This window comes from Streptomyces sp. NPDC033180 (genome assembly GCF_055577645.1).
Window position 1 is genome coordinate 1017613 of the sequence record NZ_JBVIPU010000001.1, and the last position, 21726, is coordinate 1039338.

Genomic DNA, 21726 nt, shown 5'->3' on the forward strand with positions numbered 1-21726 from the left:
CTTGAGCAGCCACACCGTGGCCTGGGTGACGCCGAGCGCGACCGGCATGATGACGTACTCGATCAGCCAGACCAGCGGCGTGACGATCAGCGTCCGTCCCAGCCACGCCAGAGCGCGCCCCACGGGCCGCAGGCCCCTGAAGTACAGGAAACGGCCGCACACGGCGAGGGCGTCCCACACCAGGCGTACCGGCACGACGAGTACGAGCACCACGATCCGCACCGGAATGCGGATCGCGACGGCGAGACAGCCCTCGGCCTGCGGTTGTGGTGCGGTGAGGGGCCGCTTTTCCAGGTCCATGCCGTCCTAGACGCGTCAGTAGTGGTGCTGGTTCGGTCGGGCGCCGGTCGGGATCCAGTACCGCAGCTTTCCGCCGCGTTCGTCCTCGAAGTCCCCGCCCGCGCCTTCGATCACCTTGCGCGAACCGGTGTTGTCGGTGTCACAGGTGACCAGGACGGAGACGAGGCCCAGCTCGCGGGCGTACGGCAGGGAGCCGATCAGCATGGCCGTGGCGTGGCCTCGGCGGCGGGCGGTGGGCCGTACGTCGTAGCCGATGTGGCCGCCGTACTCCCGCAGGAAGCGCGTGTTGATGTTGTGCCGGATGGCGAGGCGGCCGAAGTAGTCGGCGCCGTCCGCATACCAGAGGGTCGTCACGGGGACGGCGAGCGGCTCGGCGGGGTGCGTGGCGGCGCGGACCTCGGTCACGTAGCGCTCGAAGACCACCGGGTCGTGCCACTTGTCGCCGTAGTCGCGCAGGGTGCGGCCGAGTGTCGTGTCGTCGTCATCGCCGCCGCGCCCCTCGGCGCGGAACTCCTCCATCGCGGCGATGAAGGAGTGATGCACGAGGCCGGTGGGCGGGACGAGTCGAGGACCCGCTCCGGCCACCGGCCCCGGCCGCGACATCTACTTCACGACCGACAGCGGGAGGAGCTTCTTGCCGGTCGGGCCGATCTGGATCTCGGTCTGCATCTGCGGGCACACGCCGCAGTCGAAGCAGGGGGTCCAGCGGCAGTCCTCGACCTCGGTCTCGTCGAGCGAGTCCTGCCAGTCGTCCCAGAGCCAGTCCTTGTCGAGACCGGAGTCCAGGTGGTCCCAGGGCAGGACCTCCTCGTACGTGCGCTCACGCGTGGTGTACCAGTCGAGGTCCACGCCGAACTCGGGCAGCGTCTTCTCGGCGCAGGCCATCCAGCGGTCGTAGCTGAAGTGCTCGCGCCAGCCGTCGAAGCGGCCGCCGTCCTCGTACACCGCGCGGATGACGGAGCCGATGCGGCGGTCGCCGCGCGAGAGCAGGCCCTCGACGATGCCGGGCTTGCCGTCGTGGTAGCGGAAGCCGATCGAGCGGCCGTACTTCTTGTCGCCGCGGATCTTGTCGCGCAGCTTCGTGAGGCGGGCGTCCGTCTCCTCGGCAGACAGCTGCGGGGCCCACTGGAAGGGCGTGTGCGGCTTGGGCACGAAGCCGCCGATGGAGACCGTGCAGCGGATGTCGTTGCCCGCGACCTCGCGGCCCTTGGCGATGACGTTCGCCGCCATGTCCGCGATCTGCAGGACGTCCTCGTCGGTCTCGGTGGGCAGGCCGAGCATGAAGTACAGCTTCACCTGGCGCCAGCCGTTGCCGTACGCGGTCGCGACGGTGCGGATCAGGTCCTCTTCGGAGACCATCTTGTTGATGACCTTCCGCATCCGCTCGCTGCCGCCCTCGGGGGCGAAGGTCAGGCCGGAGCGGCGGCCGTTCCTCGTCAGCTCGTTCGCCAGGTCGATGTTGAAGGCGTCGACACGGGTCGAGGGCAGCGAGAGGCCGATCTTGTCTTCCTCGTACCGGTCCGCGAGGCCCTTGGCGACGTCCGCGATCTCCGTGTGGTCCGCAGAGGAGAGGGAGAGCAGTCCGACCTCTTCGAAGCCGGTCGCCTTGAGGCCCTTCTCCACCATGTCGCCGATGCCGGTGATGCTTCGCTCCCGCACGGGGCGCGTGATCATGCCGGCCTGGCAGAAGCGGCAGCCGCGGGTGCAGCCGCGGAAGATCTCCACGGACATGCGCTCGTGGACGGTCTCCGCGAGCGGCACGAGGGGCTGCTTGGGGTAGGGCCACTCGTCCAGGTCCATGACGGTGTGCTTGGACACGCGCCACGGGACACCGGACTTGTTCGGTACGACGCGGCCGATCCGCCCGTCCGGGAGGTACTCGACGTCGTAGAACCCGGGGACGTAGACGTTGCCGGTCCTGGCGAGGCGGAAGAGGACCTCCTCGCGGCCGCCGGGGCGGCCCTCGGACTTCCACTCGCGGATGATCGCCGTCATGTCGAGCACGGCCTGCTCACCGTCGCCGATGACCGCGCAGTCGATGAACTCCGCGATCGGCTCGGGGTTGAAGGCCGCGTGGCCTCCGGCGAGGACGATCGGGTCGTCGATTCCGCGGTCCTTGGACTCCAGCGGGATGCCCGCGAGGTCCAGGGCCGTGAGCATGTTCGTGTAACCGAGCTCGGTGGAGAAGCTGAGCCCGAAGACGTCGAACGCGCCGACCGGGCGGTGGCTGTCCACGGTGAACTGCGGGACCTTGTGCTCCCGCATCAGCTCTTCGAGGTCCGGCCAGACGCTGTACGTGCGCTCGGCGAGGACGCCCTCGCGCTCGTTCAGTACCTCGTAGAGGATCATGACGCCCTGGTTGGGCAGCCCGACCTCGTACGCGTCGGGGTACATGAGCGCCCAGCGGACGTCACACGCGTCCCAGTCCTTGACGGTGGAGTTGAGCTCTCCGCCGACGTACTGGATGGGCTTCTGGACGTGCGGGAGAAGCGCTTCCAGGCGTGGGAAGACGGACTCGACAGGCATCACAGCGTCTTTCGGCAGGGTTCTCATGATCTGGCAGGGGTGACCATCAAGCGTACCCCGGTACTCAGCCGCCCAATGCCGACCGCAGTTTGGGCCGGGACCCCCGGTGCCACACCGCCGGCAGCTCGTTCTCGCGCTCGACGGCCCTGGCCTCCTCCTGGCCGTACAGAAGACCCCAGGTGAAGGCGGTCTCGCCCGCCGCGTGGGCCTGGATCGCGAGGTTCCGCAGTGCGTCGCGCGCGACCACGCTGTCCTGGTGATCGCCGAGCACCTTCTGGACGGCCTTCATCCGCTTCGCGAACCGCTTGGCGGGCTTGCCGAGCGCGGGCTTGGCCGCCTCGCCCGCGTACCGGGCGCGCTTGGCGGCCTTGCGGGCGCCGTGCATCGCCACGTCGCGCTCCTCCCCGGGCGCAAGGGCGAGGGCGTGTTCGATGCGGGCCTCCAGGCGGGCGTAGTCCTTCCGGACGGCCTTGGGCAGGGCCTTGGCGGGGGACGCGGCGGCGGCCTTGCGCAGCGGGGGGTCGGCGAGCAGCGCGTCGACGGAGTCGAGGAGCTGCACGTACCGCTGCCCTTCGAGCGCGGCGACGGTCCTGCTCCGGGCGTCATCGGCGCCGACGACGTTCCAGATGCGCAGACGGGCCCGCACAGGACCGAGGAGCAGAGTCCCCGGCACGGCGTCGATCCGGTCCGTGAGCCGCTCGGCCAGGACCTCCTGGTCGCGGTCGACGCCGAGTTCACCCGCGAACCATTTCAGTTCGTCGCCGATCGGGTCGGTGACGGAGCGGTCGAGCAGCTTCCGGTACGAGCGGAAGGCGCTGCGCATGCGCCGCGTGGCGACCCGCATCTGGTGCACGGAGTCCGGCAGGTCGCGGCGGACGTCGGGGTCGAGGGCGACGAGGGCGTCGCGCTGGGTGCGGATGTAGGCGAGGACGTGGTCGGCAGCGGTGACGGGGTCAGGTTGCACGGCGGGGTCCTTCAGCTGGATGACGGTGTACCGCTCACCCTTCTGCCCCCTCCTGCCCTTGCCAGGCTTCAGCCCGCCCTCCGCGAGCCGCTGCCGGGCCGCGCTCAGTGCCGTTCCCGCCTGGGCCTTGGCCAGCTTCGACGCGGCGTCCGACCTCTCGACGCCCAGCTTCTTCAGCTTCTTCTCGATCTCGTCGAGCAGCGCGGGATCCACGTCGTCCGCAAGCTCCACCTCGATCTCGGCCCACTCGGTGGTGCCGCCGCCCTTGGTGAGCCGCTCGGCCCTGACCCGGTCGATGCTCAGCTCGGCAAGGAGCGCGCCCTTTCCGTCGAGGAGGTGGCGCAGGTCCCGCGCGGTCAACAGCCGCATGACAGGTACGAGTTCGGCGCCGCGCACCCGGGACCGCACCAGCGCGGACAGCTCGGACGGCACCGAGTCCGACAGGGGCGCCCGGATCTCGTCCCGCACACCCTGCGTGAGGGAGACCGGCAGCTTCAGGTGCCAGCCCTCGTCGTCGCCGCCCGTGCGGCGGCGCAGGGTGATCGAGTCGGTGAGCAGGAGTTGGTCGGTCGTGTCGTGATAGACGGCATCCAGTTCGACGACACCCTTGTCGACGACCTTCGCCACTGAGGCGACACCGGTCAGATCAGGCAGCTCCGCAGCTGCTTCGACGTCGTACTTCCGCTCGATCTCCCGCTTTGTCTCCGCCATGAACCGAATCTAGACGGGATCCGGGGCGCTGGGCAGTCCCCCAGACGCCCCGGAGCCGAGCCAGAAGGACCCTAGGCCGACATCGGTCGCTGCACCTTGATCGACTGGAGCAGCCCGACGGCCACCCAGACCGCGAACATCGATGACCCTCCGTACGAGACGAAGGGCAGCGGCAGACCGGCCACCGGCATGATGCCGAGCGTCATCCCGATGTTCTCGAACGACTGGAAGGCGAACCAGGCGATGATCCCGGCGGCGACGATCGTGCCGTACAGCTCGGTCGTCTCGCGCGCGATGCGGCAGGCACGCCAGAGCAGGATGCCGAGCAGCACCAGGATGAGGCCCGCGCCCACGAAGCCGAGCTCCTCGCCCGCGACGGTGAACACGAAGTCCGTCTGCTGCTCGGGCACGAACTGCCCCGTGGTCTGCGAGCCCTTGAAGAGGCCGGTGCCCGACAGGCCGCCGGAGCCGATCGCGATGCGCGCCTGGTTGGTGTTGTAGCCGACGCCCGCCGGGTCGAGCGCGGGGTTGGCGAAGGCCGCGAAACGGGCGATCTGGTAGTCGTCGAGGATGCCGAGCTGCCAGACGGCGATCGCGCCGGCCGCGCCCGTGCCGAGGAGCCCGAAGACCCAGCGGTTGGAGGCACCCGACGCGAGCAGCACGCCGAGCACGATCATCGCCATCACCATGACCGACCCGAGGTCGGGCATGAGCAGCACGATCAGTATCGGTACGGCGGCCAGGCCGAGGGCCTGCACGACCGTGCGGTGGTCGGGGTGGTCCCGGTCGCCCGCGTCCACCCGGGCCGCGAGCAGCATCGCCATGCCCAGGATGATCGTGATCTTCACGAACTCGGAGGGCTGCAGCGAGAACCCGCCGCCCAGCACGATCCAGGCATGCGCGCCGTTGATCGTCGCGCCGAGCGGGGTGAGGACGAGCAGGACGAGGAAGACGGAGATGCCGTAGAGGATCGGCACGGCCGTCCGCAGCGTCCGGTGCCCGAGCCACACTGTGCCCGCCATCAGGGCGATACCGATGCCGGTGTTCAGGAGGTGCTTGAACAGGAAGGAGTACGGGTCGTCGCCGACCAGGTCGGTGCGGTTGCGTGTCGCCGAGTAGACGAGCGCGGAGCCGATCGCCGAGAGCGCGATCGCGGAGAGCAGTATCGGCCAGTCCATCCTGCGCACCAGCGAGTCGCGGGCGAACAGGCGGGCCGAGAGCGAGGAGCGCTCGGGCCCGTAGCCCGAGACGGAGAAGCCATTGTTGCCGGCCACTAGTCGCGCCTCCCGTTCGCGGGCGCGCCCGCCAGTTCCTGCGGCGCCTCGGACGGCTTGGGGGCCTCCGGCTTGTACGGCTTGATCTTCGGGGACTTGATCGAACCGTCGGTCTCGATCTTCGGCAGGTCCTTCTGCGGCTCGGGGAGCAGGGCCTTCTTGGGGTCCTGCTTGCCCTCGTCGTCCAGGCCGTAGATGCCGTCGTAGATCTTGCGGACGGCGGGGCCCGAAGCACCGGAACCCGTACCGCCCTGGGAGATCGTCATCACGATCGAGTAGTCCTTGGTGTACGTCGCGAACCACGAGGTGGTCTGCTTGCCGTGGACCTCCGCCGTACCCGTCTTGGCGTGCATCGGGATCTTGTCCTGCGGCCAGCCGCCGAACCGCCAGGCGGCCGTTCCCTTGGTGGCGACGTCGGCGAGGGCACCGTCTATGTCGTCGCGGGTCTTCTTGTCCATGGGCAGCTTGCCGTGCGACTTCGGCGCGATCTCCTGGACCTGCTTGCCGTCGGCGCTGACGATCGCCTTGCCGACCGTGGGGTCGTACAGGGTGCCGCCGTTGGCGATGGCGGAGTAGATCGTGGCCATCTGTATCGGCGTGACGAGGGTGTCGCCCTGTCCGATGGAGTAGTTGACGGAGTCACCGGCGCGCATCTTCATGCCTTCGAGGCAGTTCTCGTACGCGATCTTCTCGACGTAGTCCCCGCCCTTCTTGCCCTGCTTGCACCAGCCGTCCTTGTTGGCCTTCCAGTAGTCCTTCTTCCACTGGCGGTCCGGGACGCGTCCGGTGACCTCGTTCGGCAGGTCGATGCCGGTCTCCTTGCCGAGGCCGAACTGGTGGGCGGTCTTGTAGAACCAGTCCTTGGCGTCCTTCTTCGGCTTGTTGCCGCCGTCCTTGGCCCACTGGTCGTGCGAGAGCTTGTAGAAGACGGTGTCGCAGGAGACCTCGAGGGCCTGGCCGAGGCTGATGCTGCCGTGGCCCTGGGACTCGAAGTTCTTGAAGACCTGGCCGCCGATGGAGTACGAGCTCGGGCAGGGGTAGCTGCCGTTGAAGTCGTAGCCCGCGTTGACCGCCGCCGCCGTCGGGATGACCTTGAAGATCGAGCCGGGGGCCGCCTGGCCCTGGATGGCGCGGTTCAGGAGCGGGTAGTTGGACGTCTTGCCGGTGAGCTGCGTGTAGTCCTTGCCGGAGATGCCGCCGACCCAGGCGTTCGGGTCGTAGGTCGGGTTGGACGCCATGGAGACGATGCGTCCGGTCTTGTTCTCCATGACGACGACGGCGCCCGCGTCCGCCTTGTAGTTCTCGTTGGTGTTCTTGTCGAACTCCTGGCGGGCCTTCTTCATCGCGTCGTTCAGCCAGTACTCGGACAGGGCCTGTACGCGCGCGTCGATGCTGGTGACGACGTTCGCGCCGGGCTGGGCCGGGTCGTCCTTGGCCTTGCCGATGACGCGGCCGAGGTTGTCGACCTCGTAGCGGGTGACGCCCGCCTTGCCGCGCAGCTGCGCGTCGTAGGTGCGTTCGAGGCCGGAGCGGCCGACCTGGTCGGAGCGCAGGAACGGCGAGTTGGTGTGCTCGGCCTTCTTGATCTCCTCGTCGGTGACGGGCGAGAGGTAGCCGAGCACCTGCGCGGTGTTGGACTTGCCGGGCGCGGCATAGCGGCGGACGGCGGTGGGCTCGGCGGTGATGCCGGGGAAGTCCTCGGCGCGCTCGCGGATCTGGAGGGCCTGCTTGGGCGAGGCCTCGTCCGTGATCGGGATCGGCTGGTAGGGCGAGCCGTTCCAGCAGGGCTGCGGGGTCTTGGAGTCGCAGAGGCGGACCTTGTCGGAGACCTCCTTGGGCGTCATGCCGAGGACGTCGGCGAGCTTGGCGAGGGCCGCCTTGCCGTCGTCCTTCATCTTCATCAGGTCCGTGCGGGACGCGGAGACGACCAGGCGGGTCTCGTTGTCGGCGATCGGCACGCCGCGGGCGTCGAGGATCGAGCCGCGTACGGCGGGGTCGACGACCTGCTGGACGTGGTTGCCGGAGGCTTCCTCCGCGTACTCCTCGCCGTTGCGGATCTGGAGGTACCAGAGGCGGCCGCCGAGGGTGAGGAGGAGGGAGAGCACGAGGATCTGGATGACGATGAGACGGATCTGGACCCGTGGGGTCCGTCCGGTCTCGGGGATGTTGGTCACTGCTGTTGCTCCCCCTCTCAGTGTGTGTACGAGTAGTACGTGTACACGACCGAGCTGTGTGCCCTGCCGGTCGTGTACGGGGTCAACTGCGCTGCGGTCACAGGCGCTTGACCCCCTTGATGCGTCCGGCGCGCGCGACACGGGCCTTGGCCGCCTTCATCCGCAGGCCGCCGCGCTGGTTGCCGATGCGCAGGCCGGTGCCGGAGGAGAGCCAGCCGGACGCGACGTCCGTGGCGGCCTTGTTGGCGGGTGAGGTCTCCCCCAGTGGGTCGTTCTCGGCTCTGCGGGCGAGCGCGATGATCAGCGGCACCGTGAACGGCGCGAGCAGCAGGTCGTACAGGGCGGCCGTGAAGAGGAGCTTGACCATGCCCACGTGGCGGGCCGCGGTGTCGCCGACGAGGGCGCCCACGCCCGCGTAGAGCAGGGTCGATCCGATGGCTGCCCCCACGACCACGACGAGCGGCGCGGTGGCCGACCTGAGCCGTCCGGTCTCCGGCTTGGCCAGGCCCGCGAGGTAGCCGACGACGCACAGGACCAGGGCGTACCGCCCGGCCGCGTGGTCGGCCGGCGGCGCCAGATCCGCGAGGAGTCCGGCGCCGAAGCCGATGAGGGCGCCGCCCACATGGCCGTAGACCAGGGCGAGGCCGAGCACCGTGAGCAGCACCAGGTCCGGGACCGCGCCCGGCAACTGCAGCCGGGCAAGGACGCTGACCTGGATGACCAGGGCGACGACGATCAGGGTGGAGGAGAGCAGGATTCGGTTGAAGCGCATGGGTCCGGGGCTCCTACTGCTCGTTGCCGTTGTCGGCGCCGTCGGCCGGGGGCTGTCCTGACGGGGTGGCCGTGACGGTCACCGTCGGGGTCGGCTTCGGCTTGGCGGGCTTCTTCGGCAGGACCGTGTCGCGCGGGTCCTCGCGGGGCGCTTCTACGACGACTCCGACGATGTCCAGCTTGGTGAAGCCGACGTACGGCTTGATGAAGATGTTGCGCGTCAGGTCACCGCCCGACGGGTCGACGCGGACCACCTCACCGACCGGTACGCCCGGCACGAACGGCTTGTCCTTCTGCGATCCGAAGGTGACCAGGCGGTCACCCTTCTTGATCTCCGCCTTGCCGTTGAGCATCTGTACCGACAACGGGCGGTCGCCCTGTCCGGTGGCGAAGCCGAGCTCGTCGGTCTTCTCCATGCGGGTGCCGACGGTGAAGTCGGGGTCGTTGGCGAGCAGGACGGTCGCGGTGCTCGGGCCGACCGTGGTGACGCGGCCGACCAGGCCGTCGCCGTTCAGGACGGTCATGTCCCGCTTGAGCCCGTCGTTGGCACCGGCGTCGATGGTGACGGTCCAGGAGAAGCCCTGGGCCGCTCCTATGCCGATGACTTCGGCGCCCTTGATGCCGTACTGACCGGCACCGGCACTCTTGAGCATGCTGTCCAGCTGTCTGACGCGACTGCGGTTGCGGTCGTCGCTGCCGAGCTTCGCCTTCAACGCGGCGTTCTGCCGCGTGAGTTCTGCGATCCGGTCATGCCGGTCACCGGAGTCCCGTACCGCGCCGATGGCGTTGCCGATCGGGTCGACGGCGGACGACACGCCGTTCTCGACCGGGCCGAAGACCGTGGCGGCGGCCTGGCGGGCACCGTCGACCGGCGAGTCCTCGCCACCACGGATGTCCACCGTGATCAAAGCGAACGCGATGGCGATCAGCAGCACCAGGAGCAGCCGGCTCTCTCGTGTGTCCCTCACGTGCGGCGGCCGTGCCTTCCTCAGTTGGAAATCCTTGGAATTCTGAGCAACTGTGCGTATGTAGGAGCAAATCTAAACAATCCGATTCCGCGGCGTCTGCGGACGCCGCGGAATTGTTATGCCTTGCCCATGTTTTGCCTTGCCTCTATATCAACGATCCGCCGCACGAGGTGACAGGCACTCGTACGGCGGACACCCTTTCAGCGGGTTCGCGCCACCCTCAACGGCGCGGCGATGCGTCGAGCACTTGCTGGAGCGCCTCGAACTCCTCGACGCACTTGCCGGAACCGAGCGCCACGCTGTCCAGCGGGTCCTCGGCGATGTGGATCGGCATGCCCGTCTCACGGCGGAGACGCTCATCGAGGCCACGCAGCAGGGCGCCGCCTCCTGTGAGAACGATGCCGCGGTCCATCACGTCACCGGAAAGCTCCGGCGGGCACTTGTCCAGGGTCGTCTTGACCGCGTCGACGATCGCGTTCACCGGCTCCTCGATGGCCTTGCGGACCTCGGCGGCGGAGATGACGACGGTCTTGGGCAGCCCGGAGACCAGGTCCCGGCCGCGGATCTCGGTGTGCTCGTCGGCGTCCATGTCGTACGCCGAACCGATGGTGATCTTGATCTGCTCGGCCGTGCGCTCACCGAGGAGGAGGGAGTACTCCTTCTTGATGTGCTGGATGATCGCGTTGTCCAGCTCGTCGCCCGCGACGCGGATCGACTGTGCCGTGACGATTCCGCCGAGCGAGATGACGGCGACCTCGGTGGTGCCGCCGCCGATGTCGACCACCATGTTGCCGGTGGCCTCGTGGACCGGCAGGCCGGAACCGATGGCCGCGGCCATGGGCTCCTCGATGATGTGCACCTGGCGGGCGCCGGCCTGCGAGGAGGCCTCGATGACGGCGCGGCGCTCGACTCCGGTGATGCCGGAGGGCACACAGACGACGACCCGCGGGCGGGCGAGGTAGCGCCGCTTGTGGATCTTCAGGATGAAGTAGCGGAGCATCCGCTCGGTGATCTCGAAGTCGGCGATGACGCCGTCCTTCAGCGGGCGCACGGCAACGATGTTGCCCGGCGTGCGACCGATCATCTTCTTGGCTTCGGCGCCGACAGCGAGGATGCCACCGGTGTTGGTGTTGATCGCGACGACGGACGGTTCGTTGAGAACGATCCCGCGACCCCTGACGTACACCAGCGTGTTGGCGGTCCCGAGGTCGACAGCCATGTCACGGCCGATGAACGACATGTTGTTCCCCATGAGGATGCGTCTGGCCTTCCCTGGAGCTTCTGATGGCTTTTTAGGTAGGCGAGGTGGGTGCTGTGTGGCGTGGAGGCTTCCATCGTAGTCTCGCCTGCACGAACACGGCGCTAGGGTCTTCGCCATTGTCAGCAGATGATGCGCCGCCTCGCTCTTGGAGACGTGCCATCGGAGGCACGGGTTCCCCCAATTGGGGCGCATATGCCAAGGGGCGGCCGGTTTTCTCGGCCACCCCTGGTCAGGGCCGTGCCCCGCTGACTGGGCGTCAGAAGTCTTTACGGAACTCTTTACCTGTATCCCTCAGGTGTCCGTCAGGCGAGACGCGCCCGGCGTCAGACGACACCCGGGAAGAAGATCTTCAGCTCGCGCTCGGCGGACTCCTCGGAGTCCGACGCGTGGATGAGGTTCTCCCGGACGATGCTGCCGAAGTCGCCGCGGATGGAGCCGGGCGCGGCGGCGATCGGGTCGGTCGGACCCGCGAGGGCGCGCACGCCCTCGATGACGCGCTCACCCTCGACGACGAGCGCGACGACCGGACCCGAGGACATGAAGTCGACCAGCGGCTCGTAGAAGGGCTTGCCCTTGTGCTCGCCGTAGTGCTGCTCCAGCGTCTCCTGGTCGAGCGAGCGCAGTTCGAGCGCGGAGATCGTCCAGCCCGCCTTGCGCTCGATGCGGCCGATGATCTCGCCGATCAGGCCACGACGGACGGTGTCGGGCTTGAGCAGGACGAGAGTGCGCTGGGTCATGTGCGGCTCCAAGCAGTTTTTCTACGAGCGTGTGGGTTGCCCGGCAGGATACCGGCACCCACTACACCGCGTTACCTCCGGCCCCGGCCCCGGCCCTGATCCGCCGGGCAGGGGCTAGGCCTGGGCCTCGGCCTGTGCGGCGAACCTGGCCTTCGCCTCGTCGATCTTCTGGCCGAAGTGGATCGAGGCCCACCACAGCGCGGCGAACACCGCGCCCATGAAGAACATGATCGGCACGACGAAGCCGCTCGCGATGAGCGCGATCTGCAGCGCCCAGCCCAGCTGCACCCCGCCGGGCCTGGTGATCATCCCGCACAGCAGGACGCAGAACAGCATCGCGATGCCGCAGACCGTCCAGACCGTGCCCATCGTCAGATCCGGGTCCTTCATGGCGACCAGACCGGCGAAGCCGATGACGAAGAACTCGCCGATCAGCGTCGAAGCGCAGAGCGTACGCACAGGAGTCAGCCCCTCCCCAGGAGCAGTCGGGCCTCGCCGACCGTGATGACGGAGCCGGTGACCAGGACGCCACCGCCCGCGTACTCGCCCTCTTCCTCGGCGAGGGTGATCGCGGCCTCGAGCGCGTCCGGCAGACGCGGCTCGACCTGGACGCGGTCGTCGCCGAAGACCTCGACGGCGAGGCCGGCCAGCGTGTCGGCGTCCATCGCGCGGTAGCTGGAGTTCTGGGTGATGACGACCTCGGCGAAGATCGGCTCGAAGGCTTCGAGCAGCCCCTTCATGTCCTTGCCGTCGCTCGCCCCGACCACGCCGATCAGCCTGCTGAAGTCGAAGACCTCGCTGATCGCCTCGGCGGTGGCGCGGGCGCCCGCCGGATTGTGCGCGGCGTCCAGGACGACGGTCGGCGAGGTGCGCACGACCTCCAGGCGGCCCGGCGACGAGACCGAGGCGAACGCCTTGCGGATGGTGTCGATGTCGAGGACGCGCGCGTGCTGCGAGCCGATGCCGAAGAACGCCTCCACCGCGGCGAGCGCGACGGCGGCGTTGTGCGCCTGGTAGGCGCCGTGCAGGGGCAGGAAGATCTCCTCGTACTCACCGCCGAGGCCGCGCAGGGTCAGGAGCTGGCCGCCGACCGCCACCGTGCGGGAGACGATGCCGAACTCCAGGCCCTCGCGGGCCACCGTCGCGTCGACCTCCACGGCCTTCTTCAGAAGCACCTGCGCCGCGTCCACCGGCTGCTGGGCGAGGATCACCGTCGCGTCCGGCTTGACGATGCCGGCCTTCTCGGCGGCGATCTCGCCCGGCGTGTTGCCCAGGCGGTCGGTGTGGTCCAGGTCGATGGGCGTGACGACCGCGACCGAGCCGTCGATCACGTTTGTCGCGTCCCAGCTGCCGCCCATGCCGACCTCGACGACGGCGACGTCCACGGGGGCGTCCGCGAAGGCCGCGTACGCCATGCCGGTGAGCACCTCGAAGAAGGAGAGCCTGTACTCCTGTTGGGCGTCGACCATCTCGACGTACGGCTTGATGTCGTTGTACGTCTCCACGAAGCGCTCGGCCTCGATGGGGGCGCCGTCCAGGCTGATCCGCTCGGTGATCGACTGGACGTGCGGCGAGGTGTAGCGCCCCGTGCGCAGCTCGAAGGCGCTGAACAGGGCCTCGATCATGCGGGCCGTGGACGTCTTGCCGTTCGTGCCGGTGATGTGGATCGAGGGGTACGCGCGCTGGGGCTCGCCCAGGACGTCCATCAGCGCGGCGATCCGGCTGACGGAGGGCTCCAGCTTCGTCTCTCCCCAGCGGCTCGCGAGCTCGGTCTCGACCTCGCGCAGCGCCTTGTCGATCTCCGGGTCGGTGGGGCGGGAGGGGATGTCGCCCTGGGGCGGGCCCGCCTGGGTGCGCAGGGTGCGGCTGCCCGCCTCGATCACGGCGAGGTCGGGGTCGCGGTCGGTCTCGGCTTCGACGATCTCTTCGAAACGGTCGTCGCTGTCGTCACGGTCGTCGTGGTCGGGGTGGTCGCTGTCAGGCGGGGGGAGGTCACTCACGTACGCCAGTCTACGGACGGGGTGTGACAGCCGCCGTCGGGACCTGCTCGGGCCCGCTCGGGACTTTGGTCCCGTCCGATTCAGGACCTTGGTCCCTCCGGTCCGGTCCATCGACGGGCAAACTTGGCGATCATGGACATAGGTATCGACCTCGGCACAGCGAACACCCTTCTCTACGTCCGCGGCCAGGGGATCGTGCTCAACGAGCCGTCCGTGGTCGCCATCAAGGAAGGCGCGCGGACCGCCCTCGCCGTCGGTACGGAGGCCAAGGAGACGATCGGCCGTACTCCGGGATCCATCACCGCGATCCGCCCCCTGAAGGGCGGCGTGATCAGTGACTACGAAGCCGCCGAGGAGATGATCCGGCACTTCGTGCGCAAGGCGGTGCCGGGGCGCCGTCCCCGTATCCGGATGGTGGTGTGCGTGCCGAGCGGCGTCACGCAGGTCGAGCGCCGGGCCATCGTGCACGCGGCGCAGCGGGCGGGGGCGCGCGCCGTGCATCTGGTGGAGGAGCCGATGGCCGCGGCGATCGGGGCGGGGCTTCCGGTGGCGGAGCCGCAGGGCTCGATGGTGGTCGACATCGGCGGCGGTACGACCGAGGTCGCGGTCATCTCCCTCGGGGGGATCGTCACGGCACAGTCGCTGCGGGTGGGCGGGGACCGCCTGGACGAGGCGATCACGAACTACGTGCGCAAGGAGCACGGGTTGCTGATCGGCGAGCGGACCGCCGAGGACATCAAGGTCGCGGTCGGCTCGGCGTGGCCGGTGCCGGGGGACGACGCGCTGGAGTCCCGGACGTTCACGGTGCGGGGGCGGGAGAAGGTGCGGGGGCTGCCGAAGACGGTGGAGCTGACGGTGCGTGAGGTGCGGGCGGCGCTCGACGAGCCGGTGGAGGCGGTGATCTCCGCGGTGCGGACGACGCTGGAGGAGTGCCCACCGGAGCTCTCCGGCGACGTCATGGAACACGGCATCATCCTGACGGGCGGCGGCGCGCTGCTGCCGGGGCTCGACCTGCGCATGGCTTCGGAGACCGGGATCCCGGTGTTCGTGGCGGAGGATCCGCTGGACAGTGTGGCGATGGGGTGCGGGAAGTGCGTGGAGGACTTCGACGGGCTTGAGCGGGTGATGTCTGCGGCGTAGGGCTTTGACGGTGCGGTGCTGGTCCGTGCGTGGGTGCGGGGTAACGGGTGGGTGGGCGGGAAAGCCTTTCGGTGAGACCGCTGTCGGGAGCGGTGAACGCGGCGTCCACCCCGCCGCAGGCGGCCCTCAGGCCAAGTCCCCCGCGGGCAGCGTCGCCAGGACCGTGTAGAGCCCCCCGCAGGGGCCCGCCGAGAAGTCGCCGCCCACCGTGTGGACCCGCTCGGCCATCCCCGCGGTGCCGGTCCCGGCGGAGACGGGGGACGCGGCGGAGCCGGCCGCGGGCAGGGCGTTGCGGACGTTCACGCGCAGGTGCCCGTCGGCCACCTGCACCCGTACGTCCACCCGCTCCCCCGGCGCGTGCTTCGCCGCGTTCGTCAGACACTCCTGCACCACCCGATGCACCGCGGCCTGCCGGATCGGCGAGAGGCGGTAGGCCGAGCCGTCGATCAGGAGATCGACCGGCGTGCCCGCGCGCTCACTGCGCTCGGCAAGGCCCGGCAGGGCGTCGAGTCCCGGCGTCGGAGCCCCGTCCACGCCGCGCCGCACGATGATCTCGTTCAGCATCCGGTGCGCCGACCGCGCCGTCTCGGAGAGTTCCTCGAAGCCGTCCTCGAAGGCCCCGCCCGTCGCCCGGCGGGCAAGGACCTGCGAGCGCACGCTCAGCAGCGTCAGCTCACGGCCGACGAAGTCGTGCACGTCCCGTGCGATACGGGCCCGCTCCCGCTGGACCGCGTGCAACGCGTCCGTCTCGGCCCGCTGGGCCTGAAGCGCCCGCACCAGGTCCTGACGGTTGGCCGCCACGCCGACCCCCGCGGCGAGCACACCGATCGGCACGACCAGGCTGAGGAAGGAGCTCAGGCTGTCCCCGCGGTGCACCGGCCAGCCGGGCAGAGTGAACATCACGTACGCGAAAGCCACATAGCCGAGCACACCGAACGTACCGGCGAGACGGCCGCGGTATCTGCCGAGGGAGTACAGGGCGAACTGGGCGAGGGTCAGCTCGTGCAGCCAGCCGACGAGCGCGAGGGCCACCGCGTACGTCACCCAGGGAGCGCGGCGGCGCAGCAGCAGGGACGCGGCGCCGAAGGTGAGGACCAGGGCCGCGAGCGGGCCGTTGAGGGAGTTGTCCGCCTCGGCGAGTCCGGGGATGTCCAGACTCATCAGGGCCAGGCAGCTCAGGGCGGTGACAGCGTCCTGCACCCGGGGCGCACGCGCCCAGCGCCCGCCGAGACGACGGCCCGCGGCCGCCGCCTCGCGGATCGCCTGGGCGACGGGCCGGTCGTGCATGTCCACCATCATCCAAGGCCTTTCTGCCCGAATCATCAGACTTATGACCTTTATTTCGTGAAGTGTGACACGTCGGCGTGGCGGTCCCGCAAAGGCCGGCCCCGGGGGTCAAATCAGACCATGTGGTATGCCCAGAACCCCGGCCGACGGACCCGCCAGCTCCTCGGCGACGGCGCGGTCCTGCTCTGGACCGCGCTGTGGAGCGCCGCCGCCGTCGTCGCCTACCGGCTGGCCCTTCTGCTCACCCGCCCCGCCCAGGAGGCACCGCCCCCACCCATCGGCGACCCCTCACGCCTGCCCCTGGTCGGTGATCGCGTCGACTCCGCGCTGCGGGCCGCCGCGGACGTCGCCGGTGCCGGGGACCCGGTGACCGTGCGCGCCGCGGTGATCGTCGGCGCCGTCATCGTCTTCCTCGTACCCGTCGGTCTCCTGCTCAGCAGCTGGCTCCCCCGCCGCCTGCGCTGGATCCGGCAGGCAGCCGCCGCCCACGAGCTCGCCGCCAGCGACGACGGCCGCGAACTGCTCGCCCTGCGCGCCCTGCTGCGGCCCCTGGACGAGGTCGCGCGGACCGCGTACGAACTCCCCGACGCCACCGCCGGCAGCCTCGCCGAGGGCTGGCGCGGCGGCGACCCCGTCATCATCGACGCGCTCGCCGAGGCGGAGCTGGTGCGCCTCGGGCTGCACATCCCCGAGCAGGTGTACATCCCCGTACAGGAGACGGGACACGAACAGATGGGTCACGACCAGACGGGCCACGAGAACGGGACAGGGCCCATGGAACCGCGCGGTTCCATGGGCCCTGTCACCACCGCCTGACTAGGCCTGCGGCAGGCCGTCCAGCTGGGCCTGCAGCCGGCTGATGTCGGCGTCCGCCTTGGTGAGGCGGCCGCGGATCTTGTCGACCACGTTGTCCGGCGCCTTCGCCAGGAACGCTTCGTTGCCGAGCTTCGCCGTGGCCTGCGCCTTCTCCTTCTCGGCCGCGGCGAGGTCCTTGGCGAGGCGCTTGCGCTCCGCCGCGACGTCGATCGTGCCCGACAGGTCGAGCGCGACCGTGGCGCCCGAGACCGGCAGCGTCGCGGTGGCCGCGAAGCCGTCGCCCTCCGGCAGGAGGCGCAGGAGCTGACGGATGGCCGCCTCGTGCGGGGCGAGTGCCGTGCCGTCCAGGGTGAGCCTGGCCGGGACCTTCTGGCCCGGCTGCAGACCCTGGTCGGCACGGAAGCGGCGGACCTCGGTGATGACCTGCTGGAGCGTCTCGATCTCCTGCTCGGCCGCGGAGTCACGGAAGCCGCTGTCGAACGGCCACTCGGCGATCACGAGGGACTCGCGGCCGGTGAGGGTCGTCCAGAGCGTCTCCGTCACGAACGGGACGATCGGGTGCAGGAGGCGCAGGGTGACGTCCAGGACCTCGCCCAGGACGCGGCCCGAGACCTTCGCCGCCTCGCCGCCGCCCATGAACGTGGTCTTGGACAGCTCGACGTACCAGTCGAAGACCTCGTCCCACGCGAAGTGGAAGAGGGCGTCCGACAGCTTGGCGAACTGGTAGTCGTCGTAGAGCGCGTCGACCTCGGCGACCGTCGCGTTCAGCCGGGACAGGATCCAGCGGTCCGTCGCCGAAAGCTGCTCCGCGGGCGGCAGTTCGCCCTCGATCGTGGCGCCGTTCATCAGCGCGAAGCGCGTGGCGTTCCAGATCTTGTTGGCGAAGTTCCGCGAGCCCTGGACCCAGTCCTCGCCGATCGGCACGTCGACGCCGGGGTTGGCGCCGCGGGCGAGCGTGAAGCGGACGGCGTCCGAGCCGTACTTGTCCATCCAGTCCAGCGGGTTGACCGCGTTGCCGAAGGACTTCGACATCTTCTTGCCGAACTGGTCGCGGACCATGCCGTGCAGCACGATCGTGTGGAACGGCGGGGTGCCGTCCATCGCGTACAGACCGAACATCATCATCCGGGCGACCCAGAAGAAGAGGATGTCGTAGCCGGTGACCAGGACGGAGTTCGGATAGAACTTCGCCAGGCTCTCGGTCTCCTCGGGCCAGCCGAGCGTGGAGAACGGCCACAGGCCGGACGAGAACCACGTGTCGAGGACGTCGCTGTCCTGGGTCCAGCCCTCACCCGTGGGCACCTCGTCGTCGGGCCCGACGCAGACGACCTCGCCCTTCGGCCCGTACCAGACCGGGATCCGGTGGCCCCACCACAGCTGGCGCGAGATGCACCAGTCGTGGAGGTTGTCGACCCAGTCGAAGTAGCGCTTCTCCATCTCCTGCGGGTGGATCTTGACCTTGCCGTCGCGGACCGCGTCGCCTGCGGCCTTCGCGAGCGGGCCGACCTTGACCCACCACTGCATCGACAGGCGCGGCTCGATGGTGGTCTTGCAGCGCGAGCAGTGGCCGACCGAGTGCGTGTACGGGCGCTTCTCGGCGACGATGCGGCCCTCGGCGCGCAGGGCGCCGACGATGGCGGAGCGGGCCTCGAGCCGGTCCAGGCCCTGGAAGGGGCCGGGGACCGTGATGACCGCGTGCTCGTCCATGACCGCGATGTTCGGCAGGTCGTGGCGCTGGCCGATCTCGAAGTCGTTCGGGTCGTGCGCCGGGGTCACCTTGACGCAGCCCGTGCCGAACTCGGGGTCGACGTGCTCGTCCGCGACAACGGGGATCGAGCGGTCGGTCAGGGGCAGCTTGATCAGCTTGCCGACGAGGTGCTTGTACCGCTCGTCGTCGGGGTGGACGGCGATGGCGGTGTCACCGAGCATCGTCTCGGCGCGGGTGGTGGCGACGACCAGGGTCTCGTCCCCGTCGCCGTACTTCAGCGAGACGAGCTCGCCGTCGTCGTCCTGGTACTCGACCTCGATGTCGGAGATCGCGGTCAGGCAGCGCGGGCACCAGTTGATGATGCGCTCGGCGCGGTAGATCAGCTCGTCGTCGTAGAGCTTCTTGAAGATGGTCTGGACGGACTGGGAGAGGCCCTCGTCCATCGTGAACCGCTCACGCGACCAGTCGACGCCGTCGCCGAGGCGGCGCATCTGCCCGGAGATCTGCCCGCCGGACTCACCCTTCCACTGCCAGACGCGCTCGATGAACTCCTCGCGCCCCAGGTCGTGGCGGGACTTGCCCTCCTTGGCGAGCTCGCGCTCCACGACGTTCTGCGTGGCGATGCCCGCGTGGTCCATGCCCGGCTGCCACAGCGTCTCGAAGCCCTGCATGCGCTTGCGGCGCGTGAGGGCGTCGATGAGCGTGTGCTCGAAGGCGTGGCCCAGGTGCAGGGAGCCGGTGACGTTCGGCGGCGGGATGACGACGGTGTACGGGGGCTTCTCGCTCGCCGCGTCGGCGGAGAAGTAGCCGCGTTCCACCCAGCGCTCGTACAGCGTCCCCTCTACCTCGGCCGGCGCGTACTGGGTCGGCAGTTCGGTGATGGGCGCTGAATTCTGCTGCTGAGTGTTCTCGGTCACCGGGCCAGTTTAGAGGTGTCACAGACCCGTCCCGAAACCGGATTCTTGAGTAACGGTTGCGGCCCCGAGTCACATGGGGGCGGCGCCTTCGTACAGGATGTCAGGAACACATAAGCGTTCGGAGGGGAACCCACGCAATGAGCTACAACCAGCCTGGCCCGTACGGCGGGCAGCAGCCCCAGCAGCCCGGTCCCTACGGGCAGCAGCCGGGTCAGCCTGGCCCCTACGGCCAGCAGCCGCAGGCGCCCCAGCCCGGCTACGGCTACCCCCAGCAGGCGCCGCAGGGTGTCCCCCCGCAGCAGGGCGGCTACAGCCAGCCGCAGCAGCCGGGTCCGTACGACCACAACCAACAGGGCCCCTACGGGCAGGTCCCGCCGCCCCCGCCCGCGGGTGGCGGCAGCGGCAAGAAGACCGGGCTCATCATCGGCGCGGTCGTCGCGCTCGTCGCCATCGGCGGCGGCGTCTGGTGGTTCACGGCGGGCAAGGACGACAGCTCTTCGTCGGCGGGCAACTCGGCGGTGGCGGACGACGGCAAGCACAAGCTGGTGACGCCCGAGACGGTCCTCTCCGAATACAAGAAGCAGGCCTCCACCGACGGCGGCTTCAGCGACGACGACATGGAGCGGGCCGAGAAGGACGGCGTCAAGGACGGCAAGCCCGTGGACGCCGAGTACCAGTCGGGCGACAAGAGCAACCCGTTGGCGCAGAAGATGATCAAGTTCATGGGCGTCTACGGCGAGATCGACAACCCGACCAAGGTCGTCGACGGCATGTTCGACAAGATGAAGGAGGAGTCGAACAAGGAGGGCGCCTCCACCTCCACCGGCAAGCTGATCGGCAGCCCGAAGAACTTCGACGCCGACGGCGCGGTCATCAAGTGCCAGGAGACGGAGATCAAGGGTGGCGGCTCCGGACCCAAGTCGATCCGCATGCCGGTCTGCATCTGGGGCGACAACAGCACCCTCGGCATCACGATCCCGGTCGACATGGCGAGCGCCATGACCGGAAAGAGCGCCTCGCTGGAAGACGCCGCGGACACCACGACGAAGCTCCGCAAGGAAGTTCGCGTCAAGGCCTGATGCCCTGACGGCACAACTGCGCGCACAGCAGCCCCGGTCGCTTCGGCCGGGGCTGCTTCCGTCAGGATGTCGGCATCACATAAGCGCACTCACGGGGGAACCCACGTCATGAGCTACAACCAGCCAGGCCCGTACGGCCAGCAGCCTCAGCAGCCCGGACCGTACGGCCAGCAGCCGCAGGCCCCGCAGCCCGGCTACGGCTACCCCCCGCAGCCCCCGCAGGGCGTGCCGCCGCAGCAGCCGGGCCCGTACGGCCAGCAGCCGCAGGCCCCTTACGGCCAGCAGGCTCCCTACGGGCAGGTCCCGCCGCCTCCGCCCCAGGGCGGCGGGAAGAAGGCCGGCGTCATCATCGCCGCCGTGGTCGCGGTCGTGGCGGTCGCCGTGGGTGGCTACTTCGTCTTCGCGGGCGGTGACGACGACAAGGGCAAGGGTGGCGGCTCCTCGGACGTGGCGGGTGGTGGCGACGACGCGGGTGGCATCAAGGACGACGGTCCGCACAAGCTGATCACTCCGGCGGTGGTCCTCTCCGAGTACAAGAAGGGCGAGGAGGGCGCCGCCGAGAGCGGCATGAGCTCCAGTGACGTCGAGAAGGCCGAGGAGCACGGCGTGAAGAACGCCGAGGACGTCGCGGGGCAGTACCAGGCGGGCGACAAGGACAACCCGCTCTCGCAGAAGATCCTGCAGTTCAACGGCGTCTACGGCGACATAGCGGACCCGGAGAAGGTCGTCGACGCGATGTTCGGCGAGGCGGAGAAGAACGCCCAGGAAGGCGGCAGCGGAAGCACCGGCGAGAAGATGACGCTGGTCGGTAGCCCCAAGTCGTACAGCCCCGCCGGGCTCGACGGTGCGGTGCTCAAGTGCCAGGAGATGAAGCTCGACTTGGGCTCGTCCGGGACCGGCAGCACCTCGGGCCCCAGCGAGATGTCGATGGCCACCTGCATCTGGGGTGACCAGAGCACGCTCGGCATCGTGATCACTACGGATGTGGCGAACGCGATGGCCGGCAAGAGCGCCGACCTCGACGAGGCCGCGGACAAGACGGCCAAGTTCCGCAAGGAAGTCCGCGTCAAGCTCTGACAGTCGAGGAGAACGA

General features: G+C 69.3%; 17 protein-coding genes and 1 pseudogene. 4 read left to right on the forward strand and 14 right to left on the reverse strand.

Annotated elements, in window-relative coordinates; translation table 11 throughout:
* The 12 genes and pseudogenes from ACZ5WE_RS04620 to folC form a co-directional block, all read right to left on the reverse strand.
* Positions 1-300 (reverse strand): annotated as a pseudogene (locus tag ACZ5WE_RS04620) (hypothetical protein); the annotation flags it as partial.
* Between the two features lie 15 nt (positions 301-315).
* Positions 316-903 carry a GNAT family N-acetyltransferase gene (locus ACZ5WE_RS04625; RefSeq protein ID WP_467687548.1) on the reverse strand — a complete coding sequence of 196 codons (588 nt, stop codon included), beginning with the start codon at positions 901-903 and terminating at the stop codon, positions 316-318.
* A complete protein-coding gene (locus ACZ5WE_RS04630; protein ID WP_467687546.1) occupies positions 904-2826 on the reverse strand; it encodes a TIGR03960 family B12-binding radical SAM protein in 1923 nt (640 codons plus the stop codon). It abuts the gene before it with no gap.
* Between the two features lie 64 nt (positions 2827-2890).
* Complete coding sequence (locus tag ACZ5WE_RS04635; RefSeq protein WP_467687544.1) at positions 2891-4501, reverse strand: CYTH and CHAD domain-containing protein; 1611 nt, start codon at positions 4499-4501, stop codon at positions 2891-2893.
* Positions 4502-4572: 71 nt separating this feature from the next.
* Complete coding sequence (gene rodA / locus ACZ5WE_RS04640) at positions 4573-5775, reverse strand: rod shape-determining protein RodA (RefSeq protein WP_467687542.1); 1203 nt, start codon at positions 5773-5775, stop codon at positions 4573-4575.
* Positions 5775-7949, reverse strand: a complete 2175-nt coding sequence (gene mrdA, locus ACZ5WE_RS04645; protein ID WP_467687540.1) for a penicillin-binding protein 2 — start codon at positions 7947-7949, stop codon at positions 5775-5777. The genes rodA and mrdA overlap by 1 nt, the downstream gene beginning before the upstream one ends.
* A gap of 97 nt (positions 7950-8046) precedes the next feature.
* On the reverse strand, positions 8047-8721 hold the full coding sequence (mreD, locus tag ACZ5WE_RS04650) for a rod shape-determining protein MreD (RefSeq protein ID WP_467687538.1): 675 nt from the start codon (positions 8719-8721) through the stop codon (positions 8047-8049).
* Between the two features lie 13 nt (positions 8722-8734).
* The gene (gene mreC / locus ACZ5WE_RS04655) at positions 8735-9688 is read right to left on the reverse strand and encodes a rod shape-determining protein MreC (protein WP_467687536.1); all 954 of its coding nucleotides are present in this window, start codon (positions 9686-9688) and stop codon (positions 8735-8737) included.
* Between the two features lie 220 nt (positions 9689-9908).
* Positions 9909-10928, reverse strand: coding sequence for a rod shape-determining protein (locus tag ACZ5WE_RS04660; RefSeq protein WP_160505014.1), 1020 nt, complete (start codon positions 10926-10928; stop codon positions 9909-9911).
* Between the two features lie 344 nt (positions 10929-11272).
* Positions 11273-11686 (reverse strand): nucleoside-diphosphate kinase, encoded by a 414-nt coding sequence (ndk, locus tag ACZ5WE_RS04665; RefSeq protein WP_363211189.1) that lies wholly within the window; start codon positions 11684-11686, stop codon positions 11273-11275.
* Positions 11687-11800: 114 nt separating this feature from the next.
* Positions 11801-12145, reverse strand: coding sequence for a DUF4233 domain-containing protein (locus ACZ5WE_RS04670; RefSeq protein WP_467687534.1), 345 nt, complete (start codon positions 12143-12145; stop codon positions 11801-11803).
* 5 nt (positions 12146-12150) lie between these two features.
* Entirely contained in the window at positions 12151-13686 is a 1536-nt protein-coding gene (gene folC, locus ACZ5WE_RS04675) for a bifunctional tetrahydrofolate synthase/dihydrofolate synthase (RefSeq protein WP_467687532.1), read from the reverse strand.
* Positions 13687-13818: 132 nt separating this feature from the next.
* On the opposite strand from folC, the gene ACZ5WE_RS04680 reads away from it, so the two are divergent.
* Positions 13819-14826 (forward strand): rod shape-determining protein, encoded by a 1008-nt coding sequence (locus ACZ5WE_RS04680; protein ID WP_467687530.1) that lies wholly within the window; start codon positions 13819-13821, stop codon positions 14824-14826.
* A gap of 126 nt (positions 14827-14952) precedes the next feature.
* Here the strand turns inward: ACZ5WE_RS04680 and ACZ5WE_RS04685 are convergent, their stop codons facing one another.
* Positions 14953-16113: a sensor histidine kinase gene (locus ACZ5WE_RS04685; RefSeq protein ID WP_467687528.1), complete on the reverse strand. Its 1161-nt coding sequence runs from the start codon at positions 16111-16113 to the stop codon at positions 14953-14955.
* 120 nt (positions 16114-16233) lie between these two features.
* Here ACZ5WE_RS04685 and ACZ5WE_RS04690 point away from each other — a divergent pair, with 120 nt between their 5' ends.
* Positions 16234-16929: a hypothetical protein gene (locus ACZ5WE_RS04690; protein WP_467687526.1), complete on the forward strand. Its 696-nt coding sequence runs from the start codon at positions 16234-16236 to the stop codon at positions 16927-16929.
* Here the strand turns inward: ACZ5WE_RS04690 and ACZ5WE_RS04695 are convergent, their stop codons facing one another.
* A complete protein-coding gene (locus tag ACZ5WE_RS04695) occupies positions 16930-19554 on the reverse strand; it encodes a valine--tRNA ligase (RefSeq protein ID WP_467687524.1) in 2625 nt (874 codons plus the stop codon).
* Between the two features lie 137 nt (positions 19555-19691).
* Between ACZ5WE_RS04695 and ACZ5WE_RS04700 the strand changes: the two genes are divergently transcribed.
* Both ACZ5WE_RS04700 and ACZ5WE_RS04705 read left to right on the forward strand, forming a co-directional pair.
* On the forward strand, positions 19692-20633 hold the full coding sequence (locus ACZ5WE_RS04700) for a hypothetical protein (protein WP_467687522.1): 942 nt from the start codon (positions 19692-19694) through the stop codon (positions 20631-20633).
* 108 nt (positions 20634-20741) lie between these two features.
* On the forward strand, positions 20742-21710 hold the full coding sequence (locus ACZ5WE_RS04705) for a hypothetical protein (RefSeq protein WP_467687520.1): 969 nt from the start codon (positions 20742-20744) through the stop codon (positions 21708-21710).
* The last annotated feature ends 16 nt before the right edge of the window (positions 21711-21726 follow it).

What these genes read in the sequence shown, in the direction of transcription:
- ACZ5WE_RS04700 (WP_467687522.1), top strand. Translation starts at nt 19,692, where the DNA reads ATGAGCTACAACCAGCCTGGCCCGTACGGCGGGCAGCAGCCCCAGCAG.
- mreD (WP_467687538.1), bottom strand. Translation starts at nt 8,721, where the DNA reads ATGCGCTTCAACCGAATCCTGCTCTCCTCCACCCTGATCGTCGTCGCC.
- ndk (WP_363211189.1), bottom strand. Translation starts at nt 11,686, where the DNA reads ATGACCCAGCGCACTCTCGTCCTGCTCAAGCCCGACACCGTCCGTCGT.
- ACZ5WE_RS04680 (WP_467687530.1), top strand. Translation starts at nt 13,819, where the DNA reads ATGGACATAGGTATCGACCTCGGCACAGCGAACACCCTTCTCTACGTC.
- ACZ5WE_RS04685 (WP_467687528.1), bottom strand. Translation starts at nt 16,113, where the DNA reads ATGCACGACCGGCCCGTCGCCCAGGCGATCCGCGAGGCGGCGGCCGCG.
- ACZ5WE_RS04690 (WP_467687526.1), top strand. Translation starts at nt 16,234, where the DNA reads ATGTGGTATGCCCAGAACCCCGGCCGACGGACCCGCCAGCTCCTCGGC.
- ACZ5WE_RS04625 (WP_467687548.1), bottom strand. Translation starts at nt 903, where the DNA reads ATGTCGCGGCCGGGGCCGGTGGCCGGAGCGGGTCCTCGACTCGTCCCG.
- ACZ5WE_RS04660 (WP_160505014.1), bottom strand. Translation starts at nt 10,928, where the DNA reads ATGTCGTTCATCGGCCGTGACATGGCTGTCGACCTCGGGACCGCCAAC.
- ACZ5WE_RS04635 (WP_467687544.1), bottom strand. Translation starts at nt 4,501, where the DNA reads ATGGCGGAGACAAAGCGGGAGATCGAGCGGAAGTACGACGTCGAAGCA.
- ACZ5WE_RS04630 (WP_467687546.1), bottom strand. Translation starts at nt 2,826, where the DNA reads ATGCCTGTCGAGTCCGTCTTCCCACGCCTGGAAGCGCTTCTCCCGCAC.
- ACZ5WE_RS04705 (WP_467687520.1), top strand. Translation starts at nt 20,742, where the DNA reads ATGAGCTACAACCAGCCAGGCCCGTACGGCCAGCAGCCTCAGCAGCCC.